Below are 22,275 nucleotides of genomic sequence, written 5' to 3' on the forward strand. Positions count from 1 at the left end.
ATCAGAATCCGATGCCGACGCGCAGATGCACCCGCAGGTCGGTGTCCGGATCATCCAGCGGGTGCGCGAGGTCGAGTTCGACCGGTCCCAGCGGCGAGTACCAGCGTGCACCGACGCCAATGCCGGAATTCAGCCCGCCCCAGTCGTTCCAGGCGTTGCCGGTGTCGGCGAACGCGGCAACGCCCCAGTCGGCGTGCACGGGCAGTTCGATCTCCGCGCTTGCGGTGGCGAAATATCGGCCGCCGATGACGTCACCGTCGTTGGACTTCGGGCCCAGCGTACGGTAGTCATAGCCGCGAACGCTGCGGTCACCGCCGGCGTAGAAACGATAGCGGGTCGGGAGTTTTTCGAAGTCGCTGACCCAGGTTGCGCCGCCGCCGGTGCGCAGCCGCAGTTTCAGCGGCCCGATCGTATCGAGCCAGCCGATTCCGGCCTCGATCTGGGTGAACTGTGTGCTTGGTCCCGGCGAGCCGCGCAGATTCAGCGACCAGCGGCGACCTTTACGCGGGCGGCGGGCATCGTCCAGTGCTTCATGGTCGAAGCCCCAGAGCGGTGTCAGCAGCGTGACGGCACGATTTTTATCGCCGTCGTCGAAGCGCTCGTGCAGCAGCTCGATTCCACGGCGCTCCCGCCAGGCGTCTTCATGTTCGATTCGCCAGTCGCCACCGAGGCGTGCGGATTGCGTGGTGCCGGTGTCGACCACGTCGTAAGCGAGTTCGGCGTCCAGCCCGAACGATTCCGGCCGCGCGGTTGCGATGCGCGGAAACCGGTATTCCACACCAAACTGTCCGGCGACCGGCGATGCCCGCAGTTCGGTACGCAGCGTGTGTCCGCGACGGTTCACCCGGCGGTTTTCGAAGGCTGCGGTGACCGCCGGTCCCAGGTCGGTCGAATACTCGGCGCCGACGCTGTAATGGAAGCGCTTGCGCGGGACGAGCGTCAGGCGCACGGGCACCCGGTTGTCGACTGCCGCGGCCGGGTCGGCATCGATCTCGACTCGCTCGAACCGGCCGCTTTCGCCGAGCGATCGGCGCAGCTCCAGCAGCCGTGCGGAGGTGAACGGCTCGCCTGCGCGCACGCCGATCAGGTCATCGATCAGTCCCCGGTCGAAGGTGAGGCTGTCGTATTCGATCGCGCCAAACCGCAACAGCGGCCCGGTCGCGTACTCGATCTCCACATCGGCGAAGCCGGCAACCGGATCGACGGCGAGCCGCGCGCGCGCGAACGAACCCAGCCGGTAGCCCTGCGCGACTGCGGCGTTCTCCAGGGCCTGTTTCGCTTCCTGATAGCGGCGGTGGTCGAGCCGGTCGCCGGTGTCGAGCCTCAGTGAGTCGGCGACCGGCCGCAGCAGCGGGTCTTCGGCACCGGGACCACTGTAGCCGGCGTCGACCTTGCGCAATCTCACCACCGGACCGGGGTCGATCGCGAGCCGCAGCCGCCAGCAGTCGCCGCCGCGCTCGAGGGCGGGCGTGACCGTAGCCTGGTAGTGACCGAATACCCGCAGGGCGGCGTCGACCTCCGCGGGCAGTCGGCGCAGTGCGCTCTGGAGTCTGGAATCTTCCGAATCGCATGGCTCCCCCGCGACCCCCAGGTGCGCGCGCACGTTGTCGGCGCGTGCGCCGCTGACGCCGTCAAGCAGGATCTGCGGCTCGGCGGGGTAAGCGGTACTCACGGTGGCCAGCAGCAGGGCCGCCGGCCACACGCGCGGAGCGGACCGCATCACTTCGGTTCGGGGGGCTCTGGTCGGGTTTCGCGCTCGCTCCGGTCGGCCGCGGCGCGGCGTTCGAGTGTCTCGCGATACCAGCCCGCGGCGTCGTCGCCACTACGGCCGAACAGGCTGCGCACGTGCAGATCGCGCTGCGGGAACGGAATCTCGATGTCACGCTCCTTCAGCGCCTTGGCAATGGCGCGCCGGTATTCGGCCATCACCGTGCCCGGGCGCTTGACGGCATCGGGTTTCAGCCAGACGACGAGTTCGAAGTCCAGGCTCGAATCGCCGAACCCGACCAGCCACACCCCCGACGTTAGTCCGCCACGGGTCAGGGTATGCGGTACGGAGGCCGCGGCGGCCAGACCGGCGGCTTCGACCTTGTCGATATCCGTGCCGTAGGTAACGCCGAACGGAATGCGCTGGCGTCGAAACGCCTGGCGGAGGGTCCAGTTCGTCACGCGGTTCGACATCAGGTCGGAGTTCGGCACGATGATGTCGATGTTGTCGTTGGTGTTGATCAGCGTCGAGCGGATGTTGATTTCCTTGACCTCGCCGGCGAGGCCGTCGGCGAGTTCGATGAAGTCGCCCACCTTCAGCGAGCGTTCGAACAGCAGCATCAGCCCCGACACGAAATTGTTCACGATCGACTGGAGACCGAAACCGATGCCGACGGACAGCGCGCCGGCGACGATCGCGAGATTCGTGAAGTCCAGGCCGATCGACGACAGCGCCACGACCACGCCGATGATCAGGATGACGTGATGGGCGAGGCGGCTGATCGAGTAGAAGCCGGACGCGCGCACCGCCTCGCGTTTTTCGGCGAGCCGGATCAGCGCATTGCGCACCAATCTGGAAATCCACCAGGCGATCGCCACGATCAGCACCACGCGCAGCAGGCCGAGCGCGGTCACCGGGGTGTCCGAGATGGTGAACAGCGTTTCGCCGCTCCAGTTGCGCAGCGTCGCCCAGACCGTACCGAGCGCGGCCAGCGTGCTCGCCCAGAGTCGGCCGGCACTGCCGGATGCCGCGTTGCGGCGATGATCCAGCTCCGCGGCCAGCAGTCCGAGTTCGTCGAGCGTGTCGCGCGCCTGTTCGATCGCCGGCAGCGCCTTCTGCACGCTGTCGAGCACCCGCTGCAGCGTCTTGCGGGCAGCGCCGTCGGTTGGGTTCAGGCTCGCCAGCCGCGAACTGGCCTCGCGCTGATAGCGGTGCGCATCGCGTTCGAGTTCCGCCAGGCGCGTGGCGCTTTCCTTTCTGAGGTTCTGCGTGTCGGCTTCGCTTTCGCCACCGCCGGCCAGCGACTGGGACAGCGCGAGCCGGGTCTCGGCGGCGGCCACGGCGAGCACGGCGGCCAGTTCGGCGGCACCGGCCTCGGTGCCCCGCTGGCGGGCCAGCAGATTGTCGGCGTCGCCGACCGGGTGATCAGACGCCTCGCTGAGCGCCTGTGCTTCGGCACGCAGCAGCCGCGAGCGGGCCGCATCCAGCGCCGCGCGCTGGTTGATGAGTTCCGACTCGGCCGCGCTGACCTGCCCGGCATCCGCGTGCAGGTGGTCGTCGACCTTGGCGCTCAAGCCGCGCAGGGATTGCAGGTGCGCCGCGGCGGCCCGCGCCGCGGCCTCGGCGAGCCGCGCACGCTCCACCGCGGTGGCCAACGCCGCGCGATCGGCGATGAGTTCCATGCCGAGATCAATGTGTCCGGGATCGTGCGCCGCCTGGGCCAGGTACTCGGCCAGGCGGTTGTTGAAACGCTGGCGCGCCGCATCGACGCTGCGTTTGAGGATCCGGGCGTCGGTCTGCTTGTCGGTGGCATCCAGCTCGGCGCGCCGCAGTCCGTCGTGGAATTTCAGCCAGTCCGCAATGCTGTAGCGCGACGCGAGCTCGGGAACCGGCGGGTTCTGCGGGCCCTCCTGTGCCTTCAGGCGTGGCAGGGCAGTGGCGTTGAGCTGGTAGCGTTCGAAGCTGTCCTGTCGGGCCGGCGCGTCCGCGAGTTGCGCCAGATCCGCACCAATCTCGTTCAGGCGTGCGGTGAGCTGGTCGCCGGCGTCGTCGATGTACTTCCAGAATCCCGCGGCCAGTGCATCGGGGCGGGGCCGTACGCCATTTTCCGGCTCGGCCTTGTCGGCCGCCGGCAGCCCCGGGATCTGCGCGAGCGCAGTGGCGGCGGAGCACAGGAGCCCGAGCAGGACTCCGGCCGCAGCACGCCGGATGCGGCTCATCAGAGCCATTTGCGCCGCCGGAAAAACCACAGCAGACCGATCGTGATCAGGGCCATCGAACCGAGCAACATGAAGTAGGCACCGCGCCATTCGAGTCCCGGGATGTAAGCGAAGTTCATGCCAAAGATGCCGGTCAGCAGGCCCAGCGGCAGGAACACCACGGTGGAGATGGTCAGAACCCGCATGATCTGGTTCAGACGATGACCGCTGATCGAGATATAGCCGTTGATCAGGTCGCCGGCCGTTTCCAGGTACAGCCGCGACAGGCTCGCGTAGCGCTCGGAATGGTCGATCAGGTCACGAACCTCGTGTTCCGAAGCCTCGCCGGCATGCCCGGGCAGGGCGCCGAGCAACTGGCCGAACACGTGCGGGTAGTAGCCGAAGATCCGGCTGACCCGGCGCAGCGCGGTGTGCAGGGCGACGGTCTCGGCGAGCAGTTCGTCGTCGCCGGCCGTCAGGATCTGCGCCTCGATCCGGTCGAGCCGTTCCTCGACCGCGAGCAGGCGTGGCTCGATGTCATCGAGCAACTCGCGTGCCAGCCGGTAGGCCATGGCGACGTTCCCCTGGATGCGTTCGCCGGCCTCGATGCGTGCCAGTGTGCTCTGCACGCCGGGCGATGGCGCCGGGTGGCGTGACACGACGAGATCGGCGGCCACGAAGATGGCGGTCTGCACGACCGGAGGCTCATCCAGTTCGGAAAGATCATCACTGAACTCCTTGAGTAGCAAGAGAAAATGATCTTCAAACGACTCGAACTTCGGAGGGTGTCGCGCGCGCAGCGCATCGGCCACTCCGAGCGCGTCAAAGCCCAGGGTCGCAACCAGCAGCGCCTGCTCGGCCGCGCGATCGGCGCCGTCCAGGTCCAGCCACACCCAGTTCCCGTTGCCACGTTGACTCAGCAGGGATGTGTCGGGCGCGCGCGCGACAACGGCCCCGGACTGGTCGAACAGCATGGAAAACATCAGTAGCTCCGCTGCGGAGGAAAATCGGCATCGCGGCCCCGGTGCGGGCGAGCCGGCCGGGTCTGCGCGGTGGTCAGGGCATCGCCGGGTCCGCCGGGATGATAGCAGTGCCATGCTTGAACCCAGCGGAGGCAACCCAACAGATTGTTGAAAAAGGCCCATCCATGGCCTTTTCAACATCGCAACCGAAAAGCGCGGTTTTCGGTTGCTCACGAAAAATAAACACTTGCGTGTTTGATTTTCGGGCGAGACGTCCCTGTCTCGCGGCATCAGGTCAGCCGGGCGCCGATCGTGGCATGGCCGGGCGGGGCTCGTTTCCCGATTCGGGCCGGATTCGGTGATTTGGTTGCCACCCATACTTGCTAAAATTCTGACGACGATGAGCGGCGAGCACGAGCACGAAGAACACGAGGAAGGCGGCGACCAGGCGCTGGCGCTCAAGCCGGCGCGTCCGCAGCTGAAACAACCGCCGCTTTATCAGGTCATACTGCTGAACGACGACTACACACCGATGGAGTTTGTCGTCGAGGTGCTGGAGACCTTCTTTGGCATGAACCGCGAACAGGCCGTGCGGATCATGCTGCATGTCCACACCCGCGGGCGCGGGGTGTGCGGCGTGTTTCCGCGCGATATCGCGGAGACGAAGGTCGGCCAGGTCACGCGTCACGCACGTCAGAATCAGCACCCGCTGCTGTGCACGATGGAGGCTCGATAACCGCGATGTTGGACCGGGAACTGGAAATTGCGCTGCACCACGCGTTTGACGACGCCCGCAAGCGCACGCACGAGTTCATGACCGTCGAGCATCTGCTCGCCGCGCTGCTCGACAATCCGTCGGCGGCCGAGGCCCTGCGCGCCTGCGGCGCGGACATCGAGCGCCTGCGTCGCGAACTGGGCAAATTCATCGACGAAACCACGCCGCTGATCCCGGACAACGATCCGCGCGACATCCAGCCGACGTTGGGCTTCCAGCGCGTGCTGCAGCGCGCGATCGTCCACGCGCAGAACGCCGACAAAAAGGAAGTGCGCGGCGTCGATGTGCTGGTCGCGATCTTCGGCGAGCAGGAATCCCATGCCGTGTTCGTGCTCAACAAGCACGACGTCACGCGGTTCGACATCGTGAGCTTTCTCTCGCACGGCATTTCCAAGGTCACCAACGACGACGACGCCGAAGCCATCGTGCCGTCGGAATCCCCCGCACCGGAGGAGCGCCCGCAGCGCAGCGCACTGGCGAGCTACGCGACGGACCTGAATGCGCAGGCCGCCGCCGGGCGCATCGATCCGCTGATCGGCAGGGCGGCCGAGATCGAGCGGGCCTCACGCATCCTGTGTCGGCGGCGCAAGAACAATCCGCTGCTGGTCGGCGAGGCCGGGGTTGGTAAGACGGCGATTGCCGAAGGACTTGCGCGACTGATCGTCGACGGACAGGTCCCCGCGGTGCTGGCCGACTGCACGATTTATGCGCTGGACATGGGCTCGCTGGTTGCCGGCACCAAGTACCGTGGCGATTTCGAAAAGCGCATCAAGACCGTGCTCAAGGAACTCAAGGACAAACCGAACGCGATCCTGTTCATCGACGAGATTCACACCCTGATCGGGGCCGGTTCGGCCTCGGGCAGCGTGATGGATGCCTCGAACCTGATCAAGCCGGCCCTGGCCTCGGGCGAGCTGCGCTGCATCGGTTCGACGACCTATCAGGAATACCGCGGCATTTTCGAGAAGGATCGCGCGCTGGCGCGGCGTTTCCAGAAGATCGATGTTGTGGAACCCAGCGTCGATGAAACCGTGCAGATCCTCAAGGGGCTCAAGAGCCGCTTCGAGGAACACCACCAAGTGCGCTACTCGCTGCAGGCGCTGCGCGCGGCGGCGGAACTTGCCGACCGGTTCATCAGCGACCGGCACCTGCCAGACAAGGCGATCGACGTCATCGACGAGGCCGGCGCCCAGGTGCAGTTGCAGCCCGTTTCCAGACGCCGCAAGACCGTAAGCGTTGCGGACATCGAGGAGATCGTCGCGCGGATCGCGCGCATTCCGGCCAAGACGGTTTCGACCTCAGACCTCGAGGTCCTGCGGCATCTGGATCGCGATCTGAAGCTCGTCGTGTACGGGCAGGATTCAGCGATCGATGCGCTTACGGCATCGATGCGCATGGCGCGCTCCGGGTTGCGCAACGACGACCGGCCGATCGGTTCGTTCCTGTTCGCCGGGCCGACCGGCGTCGGCAAGACCGAGGTCTCCAAGCAACTCGCGCGGATTCTCGGCATCGAACTGATTCGCTTCGACATGTCCGAGTACATGGAGGCGCACACGGTTTCGCGACTGATCGGCGCGCCGCCGGGTTATGTCGGTTTTGACCAGGGCGGTCTGCTGACCGAGGAAATCAACAAGCACCCGCATGCCGTGCTGCTGCTCGACGAGATCGAGAAGGCGCATCCGGATGTGTACAACCTGCTGTTGCAGGTCATGGACCACGGCACGCTGACCGATACCAACGGCCGCAAGGCGGATTTTCGCAACGTGATCCTGATCATGACGACCAATGCCGGCGCCTGGGAATCCGCGCGTGCGTCGATCGGGTTCACGATCCAGGATCACAGTGGCGATTCCACAGAAGCGATCAAGCGCACGTTCACGCCGGAGTTCCGCAACCGGTTGGACGCGATCATCCAGTTCGCGCCGCTCGGCGGCGAACATCTCGCGCGTGTGGTCGACAAGTTTCTGTTCGAGCTGGAGTCCAAGCTCGCCGAGCGCAATGTCACGATCACCGTCGAGCCCGAGGCACGCGTGTGGCTCGCCGAGCAGGGCTTTGACGTGAAGATGGGCGCGCGGCCGATGGCCCGGGCGGTTCAGGAATACGTCAAGAAGCCGCTGGCCTCGTCCCTGCTGTTCGGCGAACTGGCCGGCGGCGGCAAGGTGCGGGTGCGGCTGGAAGGCGACCGGCTGGAGTTCGACTACGAGTCGGCGACGGCACCGGCCTGATTAGGGCACGGCGCGCACGGCAGCAGGTGCCGTGCGTCCGACTAGCGCGCGCGGTAGACGATGCGACCCTTGGTCAGGTCGTATGGCGTGAGCTGTACCGTGACCTTGTCGCCGGTCAGAATGCGGATGTAGTGCTTGCGCATCTTTCCGGAGATGTGCGCGGTCACGACATGGCCGTTGTCGAGTTCCACCCGAAACGTCGTGTTCGGGAGGGTCTCGACGACCGTGCCTTCCATCTCAATGCTGCTTTCTTTGGCCATAGGCCCGATCGTGGCTCCGGCGAGCGCGCCGGCGGCCCGCTATTATCGGCAAACCGCGCGCCGGTGCAACTCACTGCCGACCTGATCGGACATTTGGAGCTGTCTTTTCCGGATTACTCGCCGCTGGCGGCGGCGGATTCCGGAAGCGGCATGCCGGGGCCGAGCCGGCGCCAATGGTCTCCAAGCCAGGCCTGCAAAGGCCGAAACCGCGCCTTGTATTCCATCTGCGGATCGCCGCCGACCCAGAATCCGAGGTAGACGAACGGCAATCCGGCCCGGCGTGCGAGGCGGATTTGCGTGAGGATCGCAAAGTTGCCCAGCCCGCGTGCCGAATGCGCGGGATCGAAAAATGTGTAGACCGCGGACAGACCGTCGTCGAGTCGGTCGGTAATGGCGACGGCGAGGAGCTGGCCATCGAGCCGGAACTCGATTGCGTCGCTTGCCATCCAGTTGGAATACAGAAAGCCGGCAAGCCGACGATCGTCGAGGTCCTGCATGGGGCTTTCGGCGTGGCGCGCGGCAACATAGCGACGGTACAGCGCGATGTGCTCCGAGTTCAGGGCGCCGGGTCGCTCGATGACGCCGAGGTCGGCATTCTCGCGCAGGCAGCGGCGGTCGCGCCGGCGTGGCTCGAACTCGTCCACGGGCACGCGAATGGCGACGCAGGCGTGACACTCCGGGCACTGCGGTCGGTAGATCAGATCGCCGCTGCGGCGGAAACCGCGCCGTGACAGGCGGCTGTAAAGGCGCGCGTCGGTCTCGGTCGATGGATCGACGAACAGCGTCGCGGCCCGGCGCGTTGCGATGTAAGGGCAGTCATGCACGGGTGTGACGAAACAGCTCAGGCGGTCGGTGCTGGGGCGTTTCATGTCCAGACCTCATCCGACCAGGCGCCGTCGTGCAGGGGAAGGTCAGCATAGACCTCCAGGCTCGCGGTGAAGTCCGCACGCGGCACCAGTTCGGCGCCCAGTGACATCACGTGCGTGCTCGCGACCTGGCAGTCCACCAGCGCCAGCCCGAACGGCGTGAGCCGCTCGATCAGCTTCACCAGGGCAACCTTCGAGGCATCACGCGCCCGGGCGAACATCGACTCGCCGAAGAACACCCGACCGAGCATGACGCCGTACAGGCCGCCGACCAGTTCCCCGGTTTCCGACCAGGTTTCGATGGAATGTGCGTGTCCGAGCGCGTGCAGGCGCGCGTAGGCATTGCGCATCTCGGAGGTGATCCAGGTGCCGCGCTGATCCCCGCGTGGCGCCGCGCAGGCGTCCACGACCGGCGAAAAAGCGCGGTCCGCGGTCACGCGATAGCCACGATTACGCAGGCTCTGGCGCAGACTTCGGGTTACACGCAGACCGCCCGGGTAGAGCACGGCGCGTGGATCCGGTGACCACCACAGGATCGGCTCGCCGGCGCTGTACCACGGGAAAATTCCGCGCCGATAGGCGCGCAGCAGGCGAGCCGTGGACAGGTCCCCGCCGATCGCGAGCAGGCCAGACGGATCCTCCAGCGCCTGGTCAACCGGCGGGAAGGCCGCAAGCGGGTCGCCGGGGTCGATCATTGCCAGCATTTTGCGCACTACCGGGGTGGGTAGAACAAATGGGGCTATGCTAACCTCATTACCTTTCCAGGCACGAACCGGCCCGCGCGGGTCGCTCTCGTAACGTACGACACCACCAGACGAGGAACGAGCATGAAGTTCTCCACCCTTTCCCGCGCGCTCGGCGCCGTGGCGGCCGCCACGCTGACCATGACTGCGGGCTGCGTGACGACGGGCACCGAGACCACGGTGACCTCCGGGCAGAATTCGCCGGGCATCCAGGAGGCGCAGGCCGAGGCCTATGACGGCCCGAAGGCCCGCATCGCGGTCGCCCAGTTCAAGGACAAGACCGGCAAGGGCTGGTGGACCGGGTCGATCGGAAACGGCATGGCCGACCAGTTGACCACGGCGCTGTTCAACAGCAATCGCTATATCGTCCTCGAGCGGCAGGCACTCGAACACGTGCTGACCGAACAGGACCTCGGCGCGTCCGGCCGCATCCGGCAGGATACCGCTGCGCCGATCGGCCAGATCGAAGGTGCCGAACTCCTGATCGTCGCTGCGGTGACCGAGTTTGAAGGCAACGCTGGCGGTGCGGGGGGCGGTGTAGGCGGCGGTGGCGGCGGCATCTTTGGTGCGATTGCCGGCGGTATCAAGCGCGCGCACATGGCCATCGACCTGCGGGTCATCGACGCCAAGACCTCGCGCATCCTCGCTGCGACCAGCGTCGAGGGCAAGTCCACCGACTTCAACGTTGGCGGTGCCCTGGGCGGCTACGGCGGTGGCGGCGCGCTGGTCGGTGCGCTCGGCGTCTGGGAAAACACCCCGACCGAGAAGGCGCTGCGGCAGGTGATCCAGAAGGCCGTGGAATTCGTCGTCAGCAAGACCCCGCAGAACTACTACCGCTACGGTGGAACGCGGCGTGCCGCGCCGGCGGCCGCGGCGGTTTCGGCACCGGCCTATGGCCCGAGCCGCGATGAGATTCGTGACCTGCAGGGCATGCTCAACGGGCTCGGCTACGACACCGGCACCCCGGACGGACTGCCGGGTCGCAAGACTGCGCAGGCCGTGACTGCATTCCAGCGCGACCAGGGCATGACGGCGTCGGGCGAACTCGACAGCGCGACCATTGCCGCGATCCGCAAGGCCGCCGGCAAGTAGTACCGCCGGGCGGCCTGAAGCCCTGAAATCGACAAGGCCCCGTGCGCCAGCCGGCGCCCGGGGCTTTTTTTTGCGACAAAAAGACGGCGGTGCCCGCCCGCTTCAACCGTCCTGTCGATAGGCCGAGTGTGCAGCGAGTTCCGCGCAGTAGTCGCGCACGGCCGCTTCTTCATGTGCCAGTGACCGACGCACCGCGGAGTCCAGTGCGGCGTCGGCGATCCAGTGCGCCGAGCGGGTGAGCACCGGATCGAAGCCGCGCAGGATCTTGTATTCGCCCTGGGCGCCGGGCTCGAAACGCAGCAGGCCTGACTCGATGGCGTGTTCGATGCCCTGGTAGTAGCAGGCTTCGAAATGCAGGGCGTCATAGCTCTCGAATGCGCCCCAGTGGCGTCCGTACAGGACGTCGCCCCAGATGAAATTGAGCGCTGCCGCAACGATGCGTTCGCCGGCCCGACACTGCACAAGCAGCAACTGATCGGGCAGTTCGTCGGCGATGCGTTCGAAGAATTCCAGTGACAGGGTCGCGGCTCCACCACGGCGCTCGAAAGTCGAGCGGTACAGGGCGTACCAGGTCGCCCACTCGGCCGCGGTGATCTCGCCGCCGGACTTGCGTACCAGACGGATCCCTGCGTCGCCGACCTTGCGCCGTTCACGGCGGATTTCCTTGCGTCGCTTTGAGTTGAGTGTCGCGAGAAATGCGTCGAAGTCCTCGTACCCGCGATTGACCCAGTGATACTGGCAGTCGTAGCGGGGCGCATGTCCGGCCGAGACGAGCCGCGCGTGATCCTGTTCGTGCGTGAACAGCCAGTGCACGGAAGACAGGTTTTCGGCCCTCGCCAGCGCGGGCGCCGCAGCGATCAGTCGCTCCGCGGCGGATGGTGTCTGTGGGTCGACCAGCAGTCTGGGGCCGGTGGCCGGGGTGTACGGGACGGCGACAACCAGCTTCGGATAGTACGCAATCCCGGCCCGACGCGCGGCGTCGGCCCAGGTCCAGTCGAACACGAGCTCGCCATAGGAATTGAACTTGCGGTAGGCGGGCGCCGCGCCGACCAGCCGATTCGAGCCATCGCGCACCAGCAGATGCGCGGGCAGCCAGCCGTAGCGCTCGCCGAGGCAGCCGGTGGCCTCGAGAGCGTGCAGGAATGCATGCCGCAGGAATGGTGCCTGCGGCCCGGCGAGGCGATCCCATTCGCTGGCGTCAATCTGATGGATCGCATTGATGACCTCGACCCGCAAACCCGCCGCGCAAGCGGGTGCAGTATCGCTCACCCGTCGATCCCGTAGCGCGCGGCAAGCGCATTGCCGTGGGCGGTGAGCTCGTCGAGGATTGCTACGGCCCGCGCATCCGCATCCGCGCCCAGCGCCGCGATTCTGGCGCGATATTCGGTCAGCCCCAGGACCTTTGGGTCGTCGCCGGCGAGCCGCCTGCGGCAGTGCGTGTTCCATTGCTGATGTTCGTCGGGCGTCAGTGTGTCCGGCTGGTTTCGCGCGCGCATGCGCAGCAGCAGCGTGTCGAGGCGGGGGTCCTGGAAGCGGCCCTGCCATTCGCGCCAGGTCGCGGGCGGGCTCGCGTGCAGCTCGGCCAGCCGGCGGCGGTCGGCGTCCGGCAGGAATCCGCCGGAATAGATCGAGAAATCGGCATCGACCGGTTCCGGCAGGTCGACCCTGCGGTTCGCCTCGACAAGGTTCGCGATGAAATCCGCGGCGGCCCGCAGCTTCTGCGCATGCTGGGCGCAGGTGTCGAGATCGAGCGCGCAGCGGGTGGCCGACACCGAATCGAGCGTGGCGACCGGCGCCAGCAACGGACAGTGGTTCAGCGCGATGGTCTTGACCGGCAGGCGCGGCGTGTCGGCAGGGAGTTCGGCGGCGGGCGTGAACAGGCGTTCACGCATCTGTGCGACCGAAAGCCCGAAGAACGGCGCGGGATCGTGCCGCAGATCGTAGGCCAGCACGCCGTTGCCGTTCTCTGGGTGGGGCGCCAGGCTTGCGACGGCGCTCAACCGGCAGTCTGCATCCGGATACATGCCCGAGACGTGCAGCCACATGGCCTGAGCGGGATCATCCAGCAGCTGCTGAACCGCGCGTTTTCCGCGCAGGCCGAACGCGTAGTCATATAGCCGTGGCTGCTTTTCACGCACGAGGCGCGCGAGTGCGATCGTGGCCTGCACGTCGGACAGCGCATCGTGCGCCTGGTCCTGCGCGAGCCCGTTCGCACGCGCGAGGTCCTCGAGCCGGTAACTCGTCGCCCCGGAGTCATGGTTCGGCCAGGCGATGCCGTACGGGCGCAGCGCACGGCACGCACGCACGGTGTCGATGATGTCCCAGCGCGATCGCCCGGCGCCGTACTCGCGCGCGTAGGGATCGAGCAGGTTGCGAAACAGCGACTGGCGCACGACTTCATCGTCGAAGCGGATGGAGTTGTAGCCGAGACTGCACGTGTTCGGTCGTGCCATCGCGCGGAGCAGCGTCTGGATGGCAGCCAGCTCGCCGACGGCACCTCTGGAGGCGACCCGCTGTGGCGTAAGCCCGGTGATCAGACAGGCCTCGGGCGCAGGCAGCAGGTCGTCGTCAGGCCGAACCCAAACGACAAGCGGTGCTTCGACCGGGTTGAGTTCCAGGTCCGTGCGCTGCGCGGCGATCTGCACGATGCGCGCGACCCGCGGATCATCGCCCGTGGTCTCGAGGTCGTACCAGAGCAGACTCTCGGCGCTGCGGCGGTTCATTCGCCCGGGTAACCCTGAAGCACGGCGGCGATCTGCGGGTGATAGAGCGTCTCCGGGTCTGTGTCACGAATGCGCAACTGGTCGAACACGATCGGATCGCGGCGCGTGCGTTCGAAATTGCGCTCCTCGAAGGACTTCGGTCGCGATGCGGCGATTCGCTCGATCGGGCAGGCGGTTGGTGCGCAACGCGCACCGGCCTCGGTCGCCCAGGCCGCGAGTGCGGCACAGGGCAACCCGTAATCGGCCCGGCAGCCGGCCTCGTCGGCGAGTTCCGCACAGTAAAAGCCCGAGCGGGCCAGACAATCGGCATCCGCGGGCGTCAGCGCGCCAGTGCGCGGAAATGGCTGGCGATGGTCGCGGATCAACAGCGCCGCGGGTCGCTCACGCAGGATGCGCAACGGCGCGTCGCAGTAGCGCTCGCGCCGCTGCGTACAATCCGCGGAAGCGAGCCGTTTCCATGTGAACAGCCGTTCGCAGGGCAAGCCATAGCGAAGCCAGCAAAAACGTTGATCGAGCCCGGGGTCGGGGATGGATGCGGGCCCCGGGGCGCTCAGCGCTTCGGGGAGCGGGCGTTCGGCAGGCGGCGCGGGCCGGGGCGCGATCGGCATCGTAACGATATTGGGATTCACCCGGATCGGTCGGGCCGAATCATTCGGCGGGTGGTCCGTGAAATGCACCTGTCCGGCGGCGTCCACCCAGCGATACATGGCCGCCGTCGCGACACCCGGCTGCCCGACGATGAGGCAGGCAACCAGCGCGAGAATTGCGGGCCCGAATGGGTTCGCTGACATGCGGCCATCATAAGCCGCCGGTTCGGCCCGCGTTCGCTGGTTCGGGCGTTCTGTCCGTGAACGCCCGTGGCCCGGGCGGGCGTTCAGCCCTGGCAGAGCGCCAGGGCCGATTCGAACGCGCCGGCGTTGGTCCGGCTCTCCATGACGACCGATTGCAGGTGCGAAGCCATGCGGGCGTGCGCGGCGAGGTCGTGGTAGTAGATCGCCGCCCGCGGGTCCACACGCAGGCCCAGTCCGCCGACCTCATAGGCGCGTGCGAGTACCTTGGCTGGAGCAATTGCCTCGGCGGGCGAGTGGTTGTGTGCCCCCGCGCGCAGTACCTCGTAGCCGCGCCGGTGTTCGACCGGCTGCGAGGAATCCGCGTAGGCCGATGACAGCAGCACGCTGGCCGTGCCCGAGCCGGCCAGATGCATGCAATGCAGGCGTGCGAGCGACTCGCGTGAACCCGTGGCCTCGAAGTCACTCAGGTGCTGGCGTGCCTGCGCGGCTGGGGCGGCGGCGGTCGTGGCGCCGGTCGCGCTGGTCGTGGCGGCGGCGAGCGTGATCAAAAGCCCCGCGGTGATGGCGGAAAAGGTGTTGCGTTTCATGAACCCCCCTTGCGAAATGAGTCTGTAGACGATTGCGGCGGGCGGTACGGCCGGCCCGTGGTCGGCAGAGAGGGTAGGCGGGTGCCAGGGGGTGGCCTATCGGAGCCCCCTGCATTCTTTCGTAGGCCAGGGCTTACAGGCCGCGCGCTGGCGCGGTGCGATACCATTACTGGCTTGTCCTCCCGACTGATTCGAGGTTCCAGGCCCGATGTTTCCGAAAGATATGCAGATCGCCGGTTTTGATGACGAGCTCGCCGCGGCATTGGCCGCCGAGCGCCGCCGTCAGGAAGAGCACCTCGAACTGATCGCCTCGGAGAACTACGCGAGCCCGCGCGTGCTCGAGGCACAGGGCAGCGTGCTGACCAACAAATATGCCGAGGGTTATCCCGCGAAGCGCTATTACGGCGGCTGCGAGAACGTGGATGTCGCCGAGCAGCTGGCGATCGATCGCGCGAAAAAGCTGTTTGGCGCGGACTACGCCAACGTGCAGCCGCATTCCGGTTCGCAGGCGAATGCCGCTGCCTATCTTGCGCTGCTGTCGCCGGGTGACACGATTCTCGGCATGAGCCTGGCCGACGGCGGCCATCTGACCCACGGCGCGAAGGTCAATTTCTCCGGAAAGCTGTTCAACGCCGTACAGTACGGGCTTTCGGCCGATACTGGCGAGATCGACTATGCGGCGGTGGAACGCTTGGCGCAGGAACACCGGCCGAAGATGATCGTGGCCGGTTTTTCGGCCTACTCACGTGTGGTCGACTGGCAGCGGTTTCGTGACATTGCCGATGCCGTCGGCGCATATCTGGTCGTGGACATGGCACATGTCGCGGGCCTGGTGGCGACCGGTGTCTATCCGAGTCCGGTTGCAATCGCGGACATCACGACCAGCACCACGCACAAGACCCTGCGCGGCCCGCGTGGCGGTCTGATCCTTGCAAAGGCCAACGCCGAAATCGAAAAGAAGCTCAATTCGCTGGTGTTTCCGGGTACCCAGGGCGGTCCGCTGATGCACGTGATCGCCGCGAAGGCGGTGGCGTTCAAGGAGGCGATGGAGCCCGGGTTTGCCGACTACCAGAGGCAGGTCGTCGCCAATGCGCGCGCGATGGCGAATGTCATGATCGAACGCGGCTACGAAATCGTCTCCGGCGGCACCGACAATCACCTGTTCCTCGTCAGCCTGATCTCGCGCGGCATGACCGGCAAGGCTGCCGATGCCGCCCTTGGCCGAGCGCACATCACGGTCAACAAGAACGCGGTCCCCAATGATCCACAGTCGCCATTCGTCACGAGCGGTCTGCGCATCGGCTCGCCGGCCATCACCACGCGCGGATTCGGCCTGGACGAATCCCGCGCGCTTGCAGGCTGGATCTGCGACGTGCTCGATGATCTCGATGACGAGTCGGTCAACGCACGCGTACGTGAACAGGTGCTGGACATCTGTCGCCGGTACCCGGTGTACGGCTGAGCCGTGCATTGCCCGTATTGCGGTCATGCCGACACGCGGGTCGTGGATTCGCGTCTGGCCGTTGAATCGAATCAGGTTCGACGCCGGCGCGAGTGTGGCTCCTGCAACGAACGCTTCACGACCTTCGAGACCGCCGAGCTGAATCTGCCGCGGATCGTCAAGCGCGACGGTCGAATCGAACTGTTCAACGAGAGCAAGCTCGGGCATGGCGTGATGCTGGCGCTGGAAAAGCGCCCGGTTTCGAGTCCCGAGATCGATGCGGCGCTGGCACGAATCCGGCATCGTCTGCTCGCGTATTCCGAGCGTGATGTGCCCTCGTATCTGCTCGGCGAATGGGTCATGGACGAGTTGCGGGCGCTCGATCAGGTCGCCTACGTGCGCTTCGCATCGGTCTATCGCAGCTTTCAGGACGTGCAGGCCTTCCGTGAGGAAATCGACCGTCTCACGGCCGAGCCGACGCCGGAGCAGCGGCGGCGCCAGATCAGCCTGCTCGATGACGAGGGCTCCGAGTCGTGAGTTCCGGTGAGCGCGCGGCCATGGCGCGCGCGATTCGACTCGCCAGTCGCGGGCTGTATTCGACCGATCCCAACCCGCGCGTGGGTTGCGTCATTCTTCGCGATGGCGAGATCGTCGGCGAGGGTTGGCACGAACGCGCCGGTGGCCCGCATGCGGAGGTTCTGGCACTGGCGGCCGCCGGTTCACGGGCACGCGGCGCGACCGCGGTCGTGACGCTGGAGCCGTGCAGTCACCACGGACGTACGCCGCCGTGTGCGGAGGCGCTTCTGGCCGCGGGTGTCGCGCGAGTGGTCGCCGCAACCGTCGATCCGAACCCGGCGGTTTCCGGGCGCGGCTTAGAGCAATTGCGTGATGCGGGCGTCGAGGTGGAAGTCGGACTCCTGGCCAACGAGGCCGGGGCGCTCAATCCGGGCTTCATGAAACGTATGCGCAGTGGGCGGCCGTATGTGCGCATGAAACTCGCCATGACACTCGATGGACGTACCGCGCTCGCCGCGGGCGAAAGCCGCTGGATCACCGGGCCGGCCGCCCGCGCGGACGTGCAGCGTCTGCGCGGGCGTGCCTCGGCGATTCTGACGGGCGTGAACACCGTGCTGGCCGATGACCCGTCACTGGATGTGCGCGCCTCGGAATGTGCGGTGAACGGAGTCATTCGCCAGCCGTTGCGGGTGATTGCCGATAGCACCGGGCGCACGCCGGCCGCGGCCCGCACGCTTGGCTTGCCCGGGTCGGTGTTGATTGCCACGAGGGCGACGGGTGCGGAGGCCCTGCGCCAATCCGGCGTCGATGCGCCGCTGGAGGTCTGCGCGGAACGCGGCGGACGGGTCGATCTGGCCGACCTGCTCGATCGCCTGGGACGGCGCGGGATCAACGAACTGCACGTCGAGGCCGGTGCGACCCTGGCCGGTGCGCTGCTCGCCGATCGGCTCGCCGACGAGATCGTGCTCTATGTGGCGCCAGCGCTGCTTGGCAGCGGTGCGCGGGGGCTTGTTGATCTCGAGGTCGCAAAGATGTCGGATCGCGTTGAACTGCGCACGATTGACTCGCGCTCCGTGGGTGATGACTGGCGCATCACCCTGATGCCCGTATACAGTCCGCGCTCGTGAGTGAGCTGGTCTGCTGCTTCCAGGGCCCCGTGATCGCCCGGACTTTCGCTTGCCGCCACGCGGAGGAAGTCGCCGCGCGCAATGGCCCGGCGGTGCTCTGCCACGACCCGGCCGCCCATGCGCGTTGCGCCCGGCTGCTTGCACGGCTCAAAGACGTCGGGTTGCCGGCACTGGGCTGCGAGGACGACCTGCTCAGCATGCCCGCGAGCGCGATGGTCCGGGTCCAGGCCGGCGGCGTGCTGGCCATTCAGGGTGCGCTGGCACCGCAGGCAGCGGCACAAACGACTGTCGCGGACGTGGCGGGATTGCTCACAGACGAAGACGCCATTGCGACAGTGGCGGACGCATCCATTGCGCGGCGCATCGTTGCCTACAAGGTCGAGCGTCGGCGCGGCCGACACTGACATCGATTGGAACGCAGTTTGTATGTTTACCGGAATCGTTGAAGCGATGGGGCAGGTGCGTGGCGTCGAACGCCGCGCAGGTGACGCGCGACTCGTGATCGCCGCCGGGGGGCTTGATCTCGGCACCGTCGCGCTCGGCGATTCGATCTGCGTGAGTGGCGTCTGTCTGACCGTGGTCGAACTGGGCGCCGACAGCTTTGCGGCCGATGTGTCGAACGAAACCCTCCAACGCACGACGCTCGGGGAACTGGGCGTTGCCTCGCCGGTGAATCTCGAACGCGCGCTGACGCTGTCGACCCGGCTGGGCGGACATCTTGTGAGCGGACATGTGGATGGCGTCGCGCGGGTGCTCGGCCGCCGGCGCGATGCGCGTTCAGAACGATTCGAAATCGAGGCGCCGGCCGCGCTGGCACGATACATCGCGGAAAAGGGTTCGGTCACCATCGACGGCGTGAGTCTCACGGTCAACACGGTAGATGGCGCACGGTTCTCCGTGAACATCGTGCCGCACACCGCGACCATGACGACGATCGGTCGTCGGCGCACCGGTGACGCGGTCAATCTGGAGGTCGACCTGCTGGCACGCTATCTGGAGCGCCTGATGCTCGGTGATCGCGCGGCCGATGCGGACAATGGCTCGGACACGATGGCTGCCCTGCAGCGCGGCGGTTTTCTGGAACACTGATTCATGAAACTGAACACGACCGAAGAACTGTTGGAGGAACTGCGCGACGGCCGCATGATCGTCGTCATGGACGACGAGGATCGCGAGAACGAGGGCGATCTGCTCATGGCGGCCGAATGCGTGAAGCCGGCCGACATCAATTTCATGGCCAAGTACGGTCGCGGCCTGATCTGCCTGACACTGACCCGTGAGCGCTGCCAGCGTCTGCGCCTGCCCCTGATGGTGCTGGGCAATGACCCGCACGAAGCGACGAACTTCACGGTCAGCATCGAGGCCGCGCACGGCGTGACCACGGGCATATCAGCGGCGGATCGCGCGACCACGGTGCGCGCGGCGGTTGGCAAGGACGCGCAGCCCGGCGATCTCGTGCAACCCGGGCACATCTTTCCGCTGATGGCCCAGCCCGGCGGGGTGCTGGTTCGCGCGGGCCATACCGAGGCCGGTTGCGACCTGGCGCGACTCGCCGGCATGGAACCGGCGGCCGTGATCGTGGAAATCCTCAACGAGGACGGCACGATGGCGCGTCGTGCGGACCTCGAACACTTCGCGGCCGAGCACAAGCTGAAGATCGGCACGATCGCCGATCTCATTCACTACCGGATACAGAACGAAAAGACGGTCGAACGTCTGAATGGCTGTTCGATCGACACCCGGCACGGGCGCTTCGAGGTCATTGCCTATCAGGATCTGGTCAGCGAAGTGGTCCATCTGGCGCTGGTGCATGGCGAGGTCGGGCCGGAACGTCCGGCTTTGGTCCGCGTACACATGCAGGACGCGCTCTGCGATGTGTTCGGCGCGCGTGGCCCGGAATGCGGCTGGCCGCTCGACGACGCGATGCAGCGCATCGCCGAGGCGGGATCGGGGGCCATCGTGCTGCTGCGTTCCAACGATACGCCGCGCGCAGTGGTGCAACGCATTCGCGAGTGCCAGGAGGGCAGGGCTGGCGAACATGAGCCCAGCGGCGACCCGGTCGGCGATCTGCGCACCTACGGTGTTGGCGCGCAGATTCTGCTGGACCTGGGCGTGCGGCAGATGCGCCTGCTCAGCGCGCCCAAACAGCTGCATGCGCTCAGTGGGTTCGATCTGGAAGTGATCGAGTATGTCTCGGGGCGTCAGGCCGGTGACTGAGCCAAGCGTCGTTATAATCCCGCTGGCGGCCGGTGCCGCAGAGGAAACTCGATGATCGACGTCATTGCCAGCCTGAAAGGCGGCTCGGGCAAGAGCACGGTCACTTTCAATCTGGCCGTGTATCTGGCGCTCGCGGGCGAGTCGCCGATCCTGCTGGATCTGGATCCGCAGGCCACGCTCACCGATGTCGTCGAGGTGCGTCGCGAGGAAGGCTTCGAGCCGGCGATCGAGGTGCTGGGCCCGGACGCCCTCGGCCGCAGTCTGAAGAAGGCCACCGTTCCGGTGCTGATCGATATCGGCGCATCGGATATCAAGTCCATGCACGCGGCCTTGGGTCTGGCCGACCGTGTCATCGTGCCGGTCCCGCCGAGTCAGGCGGATATCTGGTCGACCCAGCGCTTTCTGCGCATCGTCGCCCAGTACGCGGACCAGGCCAAACCGCCGCAGATGCTCGGGTTCATCAATCGGGCCGACACCCACCAGGCGGTGCGGGAGTCCGACGAAGCGGCGGCGGCGCTGGTTGCTCTGCCCGGAATCCGCTTCATCAAGCCACGGCTCGCGCAGCGCACTGCGTTTCGCCGGTCCTTCAGTGAAGGTCTGGCGGTGTTCGAGCTGGAGCCGCGCGGAAAGTCGGCGCGCGAGCTGATGGCGCTGGCGGCCGCCCTGTACCCGGGGGTGCTGGGCTGATGCGCGCCGGTAGCAGCCGGCGACACCTGCGCGGGATGCTCGGCAATGCCTGAATGGCTCAAGCGAGGTCTGCGCTGGCTCGCCAGTCACGGCGTGATCGCGATTGTCGTGGCGTTCCTGCTTGCAGCCTGGATATGGCGGGACGCGATTTTTGGTGCCGCGGGACAGGAGGCGTCGATCCCGCATACGGCGGTTCCGGCACAGGCGGGATCGGGCCCGGCGGCTGCCGAAAGCTTGCCTCCCACGCCGGCCCTGTCGCAGTCGAATGTCGTGAATCCGCGCACTACGCCGGTCGAATCGGAACCACCAACGCTGAAATGGCGCGATGAGCTTCGGCCGGAAACGGCTCCGACCGCTGCTGTCGGTCATGGTGATCCGTCAACGGCGACCGAAATGCAATCGAGTGTGCCTGCCGCGCCGGGGTTGTCGCCCGAAAGCGCTGTTTCCCCACCAGGCTTCGGCGATCCCGCGTCCGGCGGTCTGACAGCTTCCGGATCGCCCTGGGAATCGGCAACCGGCTGGCCACCACCACCCGGCGATGCTTCGCCTCCCGCAGACCATGGCGACCGATCCGCGTTGCCGTCGGCCGGTGACCGGCCTCCGCCTGCGGGCTTTGGCGGTGTGGTCGGGCCGCCGGCCGAGGACGGATCACCGGCGTTTTGGGCGGACCCGACCGGAGTGTCTCCGTTCGAGTATCGGCCGTCCGTGGGTCCGGCGCCGACCCGGGCCGGGCGTGCCGACGCGCCGGGCGCGCACGGATATGGCCGGTCGGCCGCCACCGATGCATCGACTTGGGCGCCGCCGGTCGACCCAGCCGAAACGATGCCGCCAACGCCTGGGATGCCTGGCGATCGTCGCGTGGGCGGAGATTTCGGACGGCCGTCCGCTACGCTGTCCACCCCTTGGGGCGAATCCGAAGCGGTTGCGCCCGCGCCAGCGCGATCGGTCGCGCCCGCGCCCGACCCACAGCGCGTCTCCGATGGTGCCGGCCCGTCGGTCGACCGGCTCGTGGTTGTGGCCCGGCGGGCGTTCTGGTCCGGTGAGTACGCGGCCGCCGAGGAGGCCTACCGCCGGGCGACGCAAGCAGACCCGGCTGGCCCCGATGCCTACGGAGAACTCGGCAATCTCTACGTCTACATCGGCCGTGTCGACGAGGCGCCACCGCTGTTTCTCGAGGCCGGTCGCCGTTTGGTGGCCCTGGGTCGGTTCGCGGAGGCGTCCCGGCTCGTCGGCTTCATGCGCGAGAGCGGCGCGCCCGAGGCCAATGTGCTCGAACGGCTGCTCTACGATCACGGGCTGATTGATCTGCCTCACTCGCCGGCCTACTCCGAAAAGTGAGATAATGATGGACGGGCCA

At 66.8% G+C, this 22,275-nt stretch carries 21 protein-coding genes; 11 read left to right on the top strand and 10 right to left on the bottom strand.

Annotation, left to right across the window (positions count from 1 at the left end; all coding sequences use genetic code 11):
• Window position 1: 1 nt before the first annotated feature.
• From KDG50_04800 to KDG50_04810, 3 genes are read right to left on the bottom strand one after another with little or no spacing between them, the layout of a single operon-like run.
• Complete coding sequence (locus tag KDG50_04800; GenBank protein MCB1864724.1) at window positions 2-1,720, bottom strand: outer membrane protein assembly factor; 1,719 nt, start codon at window positions 1,718-1,720, stop codon at window positions 2-4.
• Complete coding sequence (locus tag KDG50_04805) at window positions 1,720-3,936, bottom strand: mechanosensitive ion channel (GenBank protein MCB1864725.1); 2,217 nt, start codon at window positions 3,934-3,936, stop codon at window positions 1,720-1,722. The genes KDG50_04800 and KDG50_04805 overlap by 1 nt, the downstream gene beginning before the upstream one ends.
• Entirely contained in the window at window positions 3,927-4,889 is a 963-nt protein-coding gene (locus KDG50_04810) for a magnesium transporter CorA family protein (protein MCB1864726.1), read from the bottom strand. The genes KDG50_04805 and KDG50_04810 overlap by 10 nt, the downstream gene beginning before the upstream one ends.
• Window positions 4,890-5,268: 379 nt before the next feature.
• Between KDG50_04810 and clpS the strand changes: the two genes are divergently transcribed.
• A complete protein-coding gene (gene clpS, locus KDG50_04815) occupies window positions 5,269-5,604 on the top strand; it encodes an ATP-dependent Clp protease adapter ClpS (GenBank protein ID MCB1864727.1) in 336 nt (111 codons plus the stop codon).
• A gap of 5 nt (window positions 5,605-5,609) precedes the next feature.
• Window positions 5,610-7,868, top strand: a complete 2,259-nt coding sequence (clpA, locus tag KDG50_04820; GenBank protein MCB1864728.1) for an ATP-dependent Clp protease ATP-binding subunit ClpA — start codon at window positions 5,610-5,612, stop codon at window positions 7,866-7,868.
• Window positions 7,869-7,909: 41 nt separating this feature from the next.
• On the opposite strand, the gene infA is transcribed toward clpA, so the two are convergent.
• The 3 genes from infA to aat form a co-directional block, all read right to left on the bottom strand.
• Window positions 7,910-8,128, bottom strand: coding sequence for a translation initiation factor IF-1 (gene infA / locus KDG50_04825; protein MCB1864729.1), 219 nt, complete (start codon window positions 8,126-8,128; stop codon window positions 7,910-7,912).
• A 113-nt stretch (window positions 8,129-8,241) separates the two neighbouring features.
• A complete protein-coding gene (locus KDG50_04830) occupies window positions 8,242-8,997 on the bottom strand; it encodes an arginyltransferase (GenBank protein MCB1864730.1) in 756 nt (251 codons plus the stop codon).
• Window positions 8,994-9,698, bottom strand: a complete 705-nt coding sequence (gene aat / locus KDG50_04835; GenBank protein MCB1864731.1) for a leucyl/phenylalanyl-tRNA--protein transferase — start codon at window positions 9,696-9,698, stop codon at window positions 8,994-8,996. Before aat ends, KDG50_04830 begins: the two co-directional genes overlap by 4 nt.
• Window positions 9,699-9,821: 123 nt before the next feature.
• On the opposite strand from aat, the gene KDG50_04840 reads away from it, so the two are divergent.
• Window positions 9,822-10,829, top strand: a complete 1,008-nt coding sequence (locus KDG50_04840; GenBank protein MCB1864732.1) for a peptidoglycan-binding protein — start codon at window positions 9,822-9,824, stop codon at window positions 10,827-10,829.
• 102 nt (window positions 10,830-10,931) lie between these two features.
• Here KDG50_04840 and KDG50_04845 read toward each other — a convergent pair whose 3' ends face one another.
• The 4 genes from KDG50_04845 to KDG50_04860 form a co-directional block, all read right to left on the bottom strand.
• Window positions 10,932-12,065, bottom strand: coding sequence for a GNAT family N-acetyltransferase (locus KDG50_04845; protein MCB1864733.1), 1,134 nt, complete (start codon window positions 12,063-12,065; stop codon window positions 10,932-10,934).
• Between the two features lie 29 nt (window positions 12,066-12,094).
• On the bottom strand, window positions 12,095-13,552 hold the full coding sequence (gene sbcB / locus KDG50_04850; protein MCB1864734.1) for an exodeoxyribonuclease I: 1,458 nt from the start codon (window positions 13,550-13,552) through the stop codon (window positions 12,095-12,097).
• Window positions 13,549-14,343, bottom strand: a complete 795-nt coding sequence (locus KDG50_04855; GenBank protein ID MCB1864735.1) for a DUF4124 domain-containing protein — start codon at window positions 14,341-14,343, stop codon at window positions 13,549-13,551. Before KDG50_04855 ends, sbcB begins: the two co-directional genes overlap by 4 nt.
• Window positions 14,344-14,426: 83 nt before the next feature.
• Window positions 14,427-14,930 (bottom strand): hypothetical protein, encoded by a 504-nt coding sequence (locus KDG50_04860; GenBank protein MCB1864736.1) that lies wholly within the window; start codon window positions 14,928-14,930, stop codon window positions 14,427-14,429.
• 208 nt (window positions 14,931-15,138) lie between these two features.
• Between KDG50_04860 and KDG50_04865 the strand changes: the two genes are divergently transcribed.
• From KDG50_04865 to KDG50_04900, 8 genes are read left to right on the top strand one after another with little or no spacing between them, the layout of a single operon-like run.
• Window positions 15,139-16,392, top strand: coding sequence for a serine hydroxymethyltransferase (locus tag KDG50_04865; GenBank protein ID MCB1864737.1), 1,254 nt, complete (start codon window positions 15,139-15,141; stop codon window positions 16,390-16,392).
• 3 nt (window positions 16,393-16,395) lie between these two features.
• A complete protein-coding gene (gene nrdR, locus KDG50_04870) occupies window positions 16,396-16,908 on the top strand; it encodes a transcriptional repressor NrdR (GenBank protein ID MCB1864738.1) in 513 nt (170 codons plus the stop codon).
• A gap of 20 nt (window positions 16,909-16,928) precedes the next feature.
• Entirely contained in the window at window positions 16,929-18,014 is a 1,086-nt protein-coding gene (gene ribD / locus KDG50_04875; protein ID MCB1864739.1) for a bifunctional diaminohydroxyphosphoribosylaminopyrimidine deaminase/5-amino-6-(5-phosphoribosylamino)uracil reductase RibD, read from the top strand.
• Window positions 18,011-18,418 carry a hypothetical protein gene (locus KDG50_04880; GenBank protein ID MCB1864740.1) on the top strand — a complete coding sequence of 136 codons (408 nt, stop codon included), beginning with the start codon at window positions 18,011-18,013 and terminating at the stop codon, window positions 18,416-18,418. The genes ribD and KDG50_04880 overlap by 4 nt, the downstream gene beginning before the upstream one ends.
• Before the next feature lie 22 nt (window positions 18,419-18,440).
• Window positions 18,441-19,103, top strand: coding sequence for a riboflavin synthase (locus KDG50_04885; protein MCB1864741.1), 663 nt, complete (start codon window positions 18,441-18,443; stop codon window positions 19,101-19,103).
• A gap of 3 nt (window positions 19,104-19,106) precedes the next feature.
• Window positions 19,107-20,231, top strand: coding sequence for a 3,4-dihydroxy-2-butanone-4-phosphate synthase (ribB, locus tag KDG50_04890; GenBank protein MCB1864742.1), 1,125 nt, complete (start codon window positions 19,107-19,109; stop codon window positions 20,229-20,231).
• A 51-nt stretch (window positions 20,232-20,282) separates the two neighbouring features.
• Window positions 20,283-20,918 carry an AAA family ATPase gene (locus tag KDG50_04895; GenBank protein ID MCB1864743.1) on the top strand — a complete coding sequence of 212 codons (636 nt, stop codon included), beginning with the start codon at window positions 20,283-20,285 and terminating at the stop codon, window positions 20,916-20,918.
• Window positions 20,919-20,963: 45 nt separating this feature from the next.
• On the top strand, window positions 20,964-22,256 hold the full coding sequence (locus tag KDG50_04900) for a hypothetical protein (protein MCB1864744.1): 1,293 nt from the start codon (window positions 20,964-20,966) through the stop codon (window positions 22,254-22,256).
• Window positions 22,257-22,275 lie beyond the last annotated feature (19 nt).

Source organism: Chromatiales bacterium (assembly GCA_020445605.1).
Lineage (GTDB): Bacteria > Pseudomonadota > Gammaproteobacteria > JAGRGH01 > JAGRGH01 > JAGRGH01.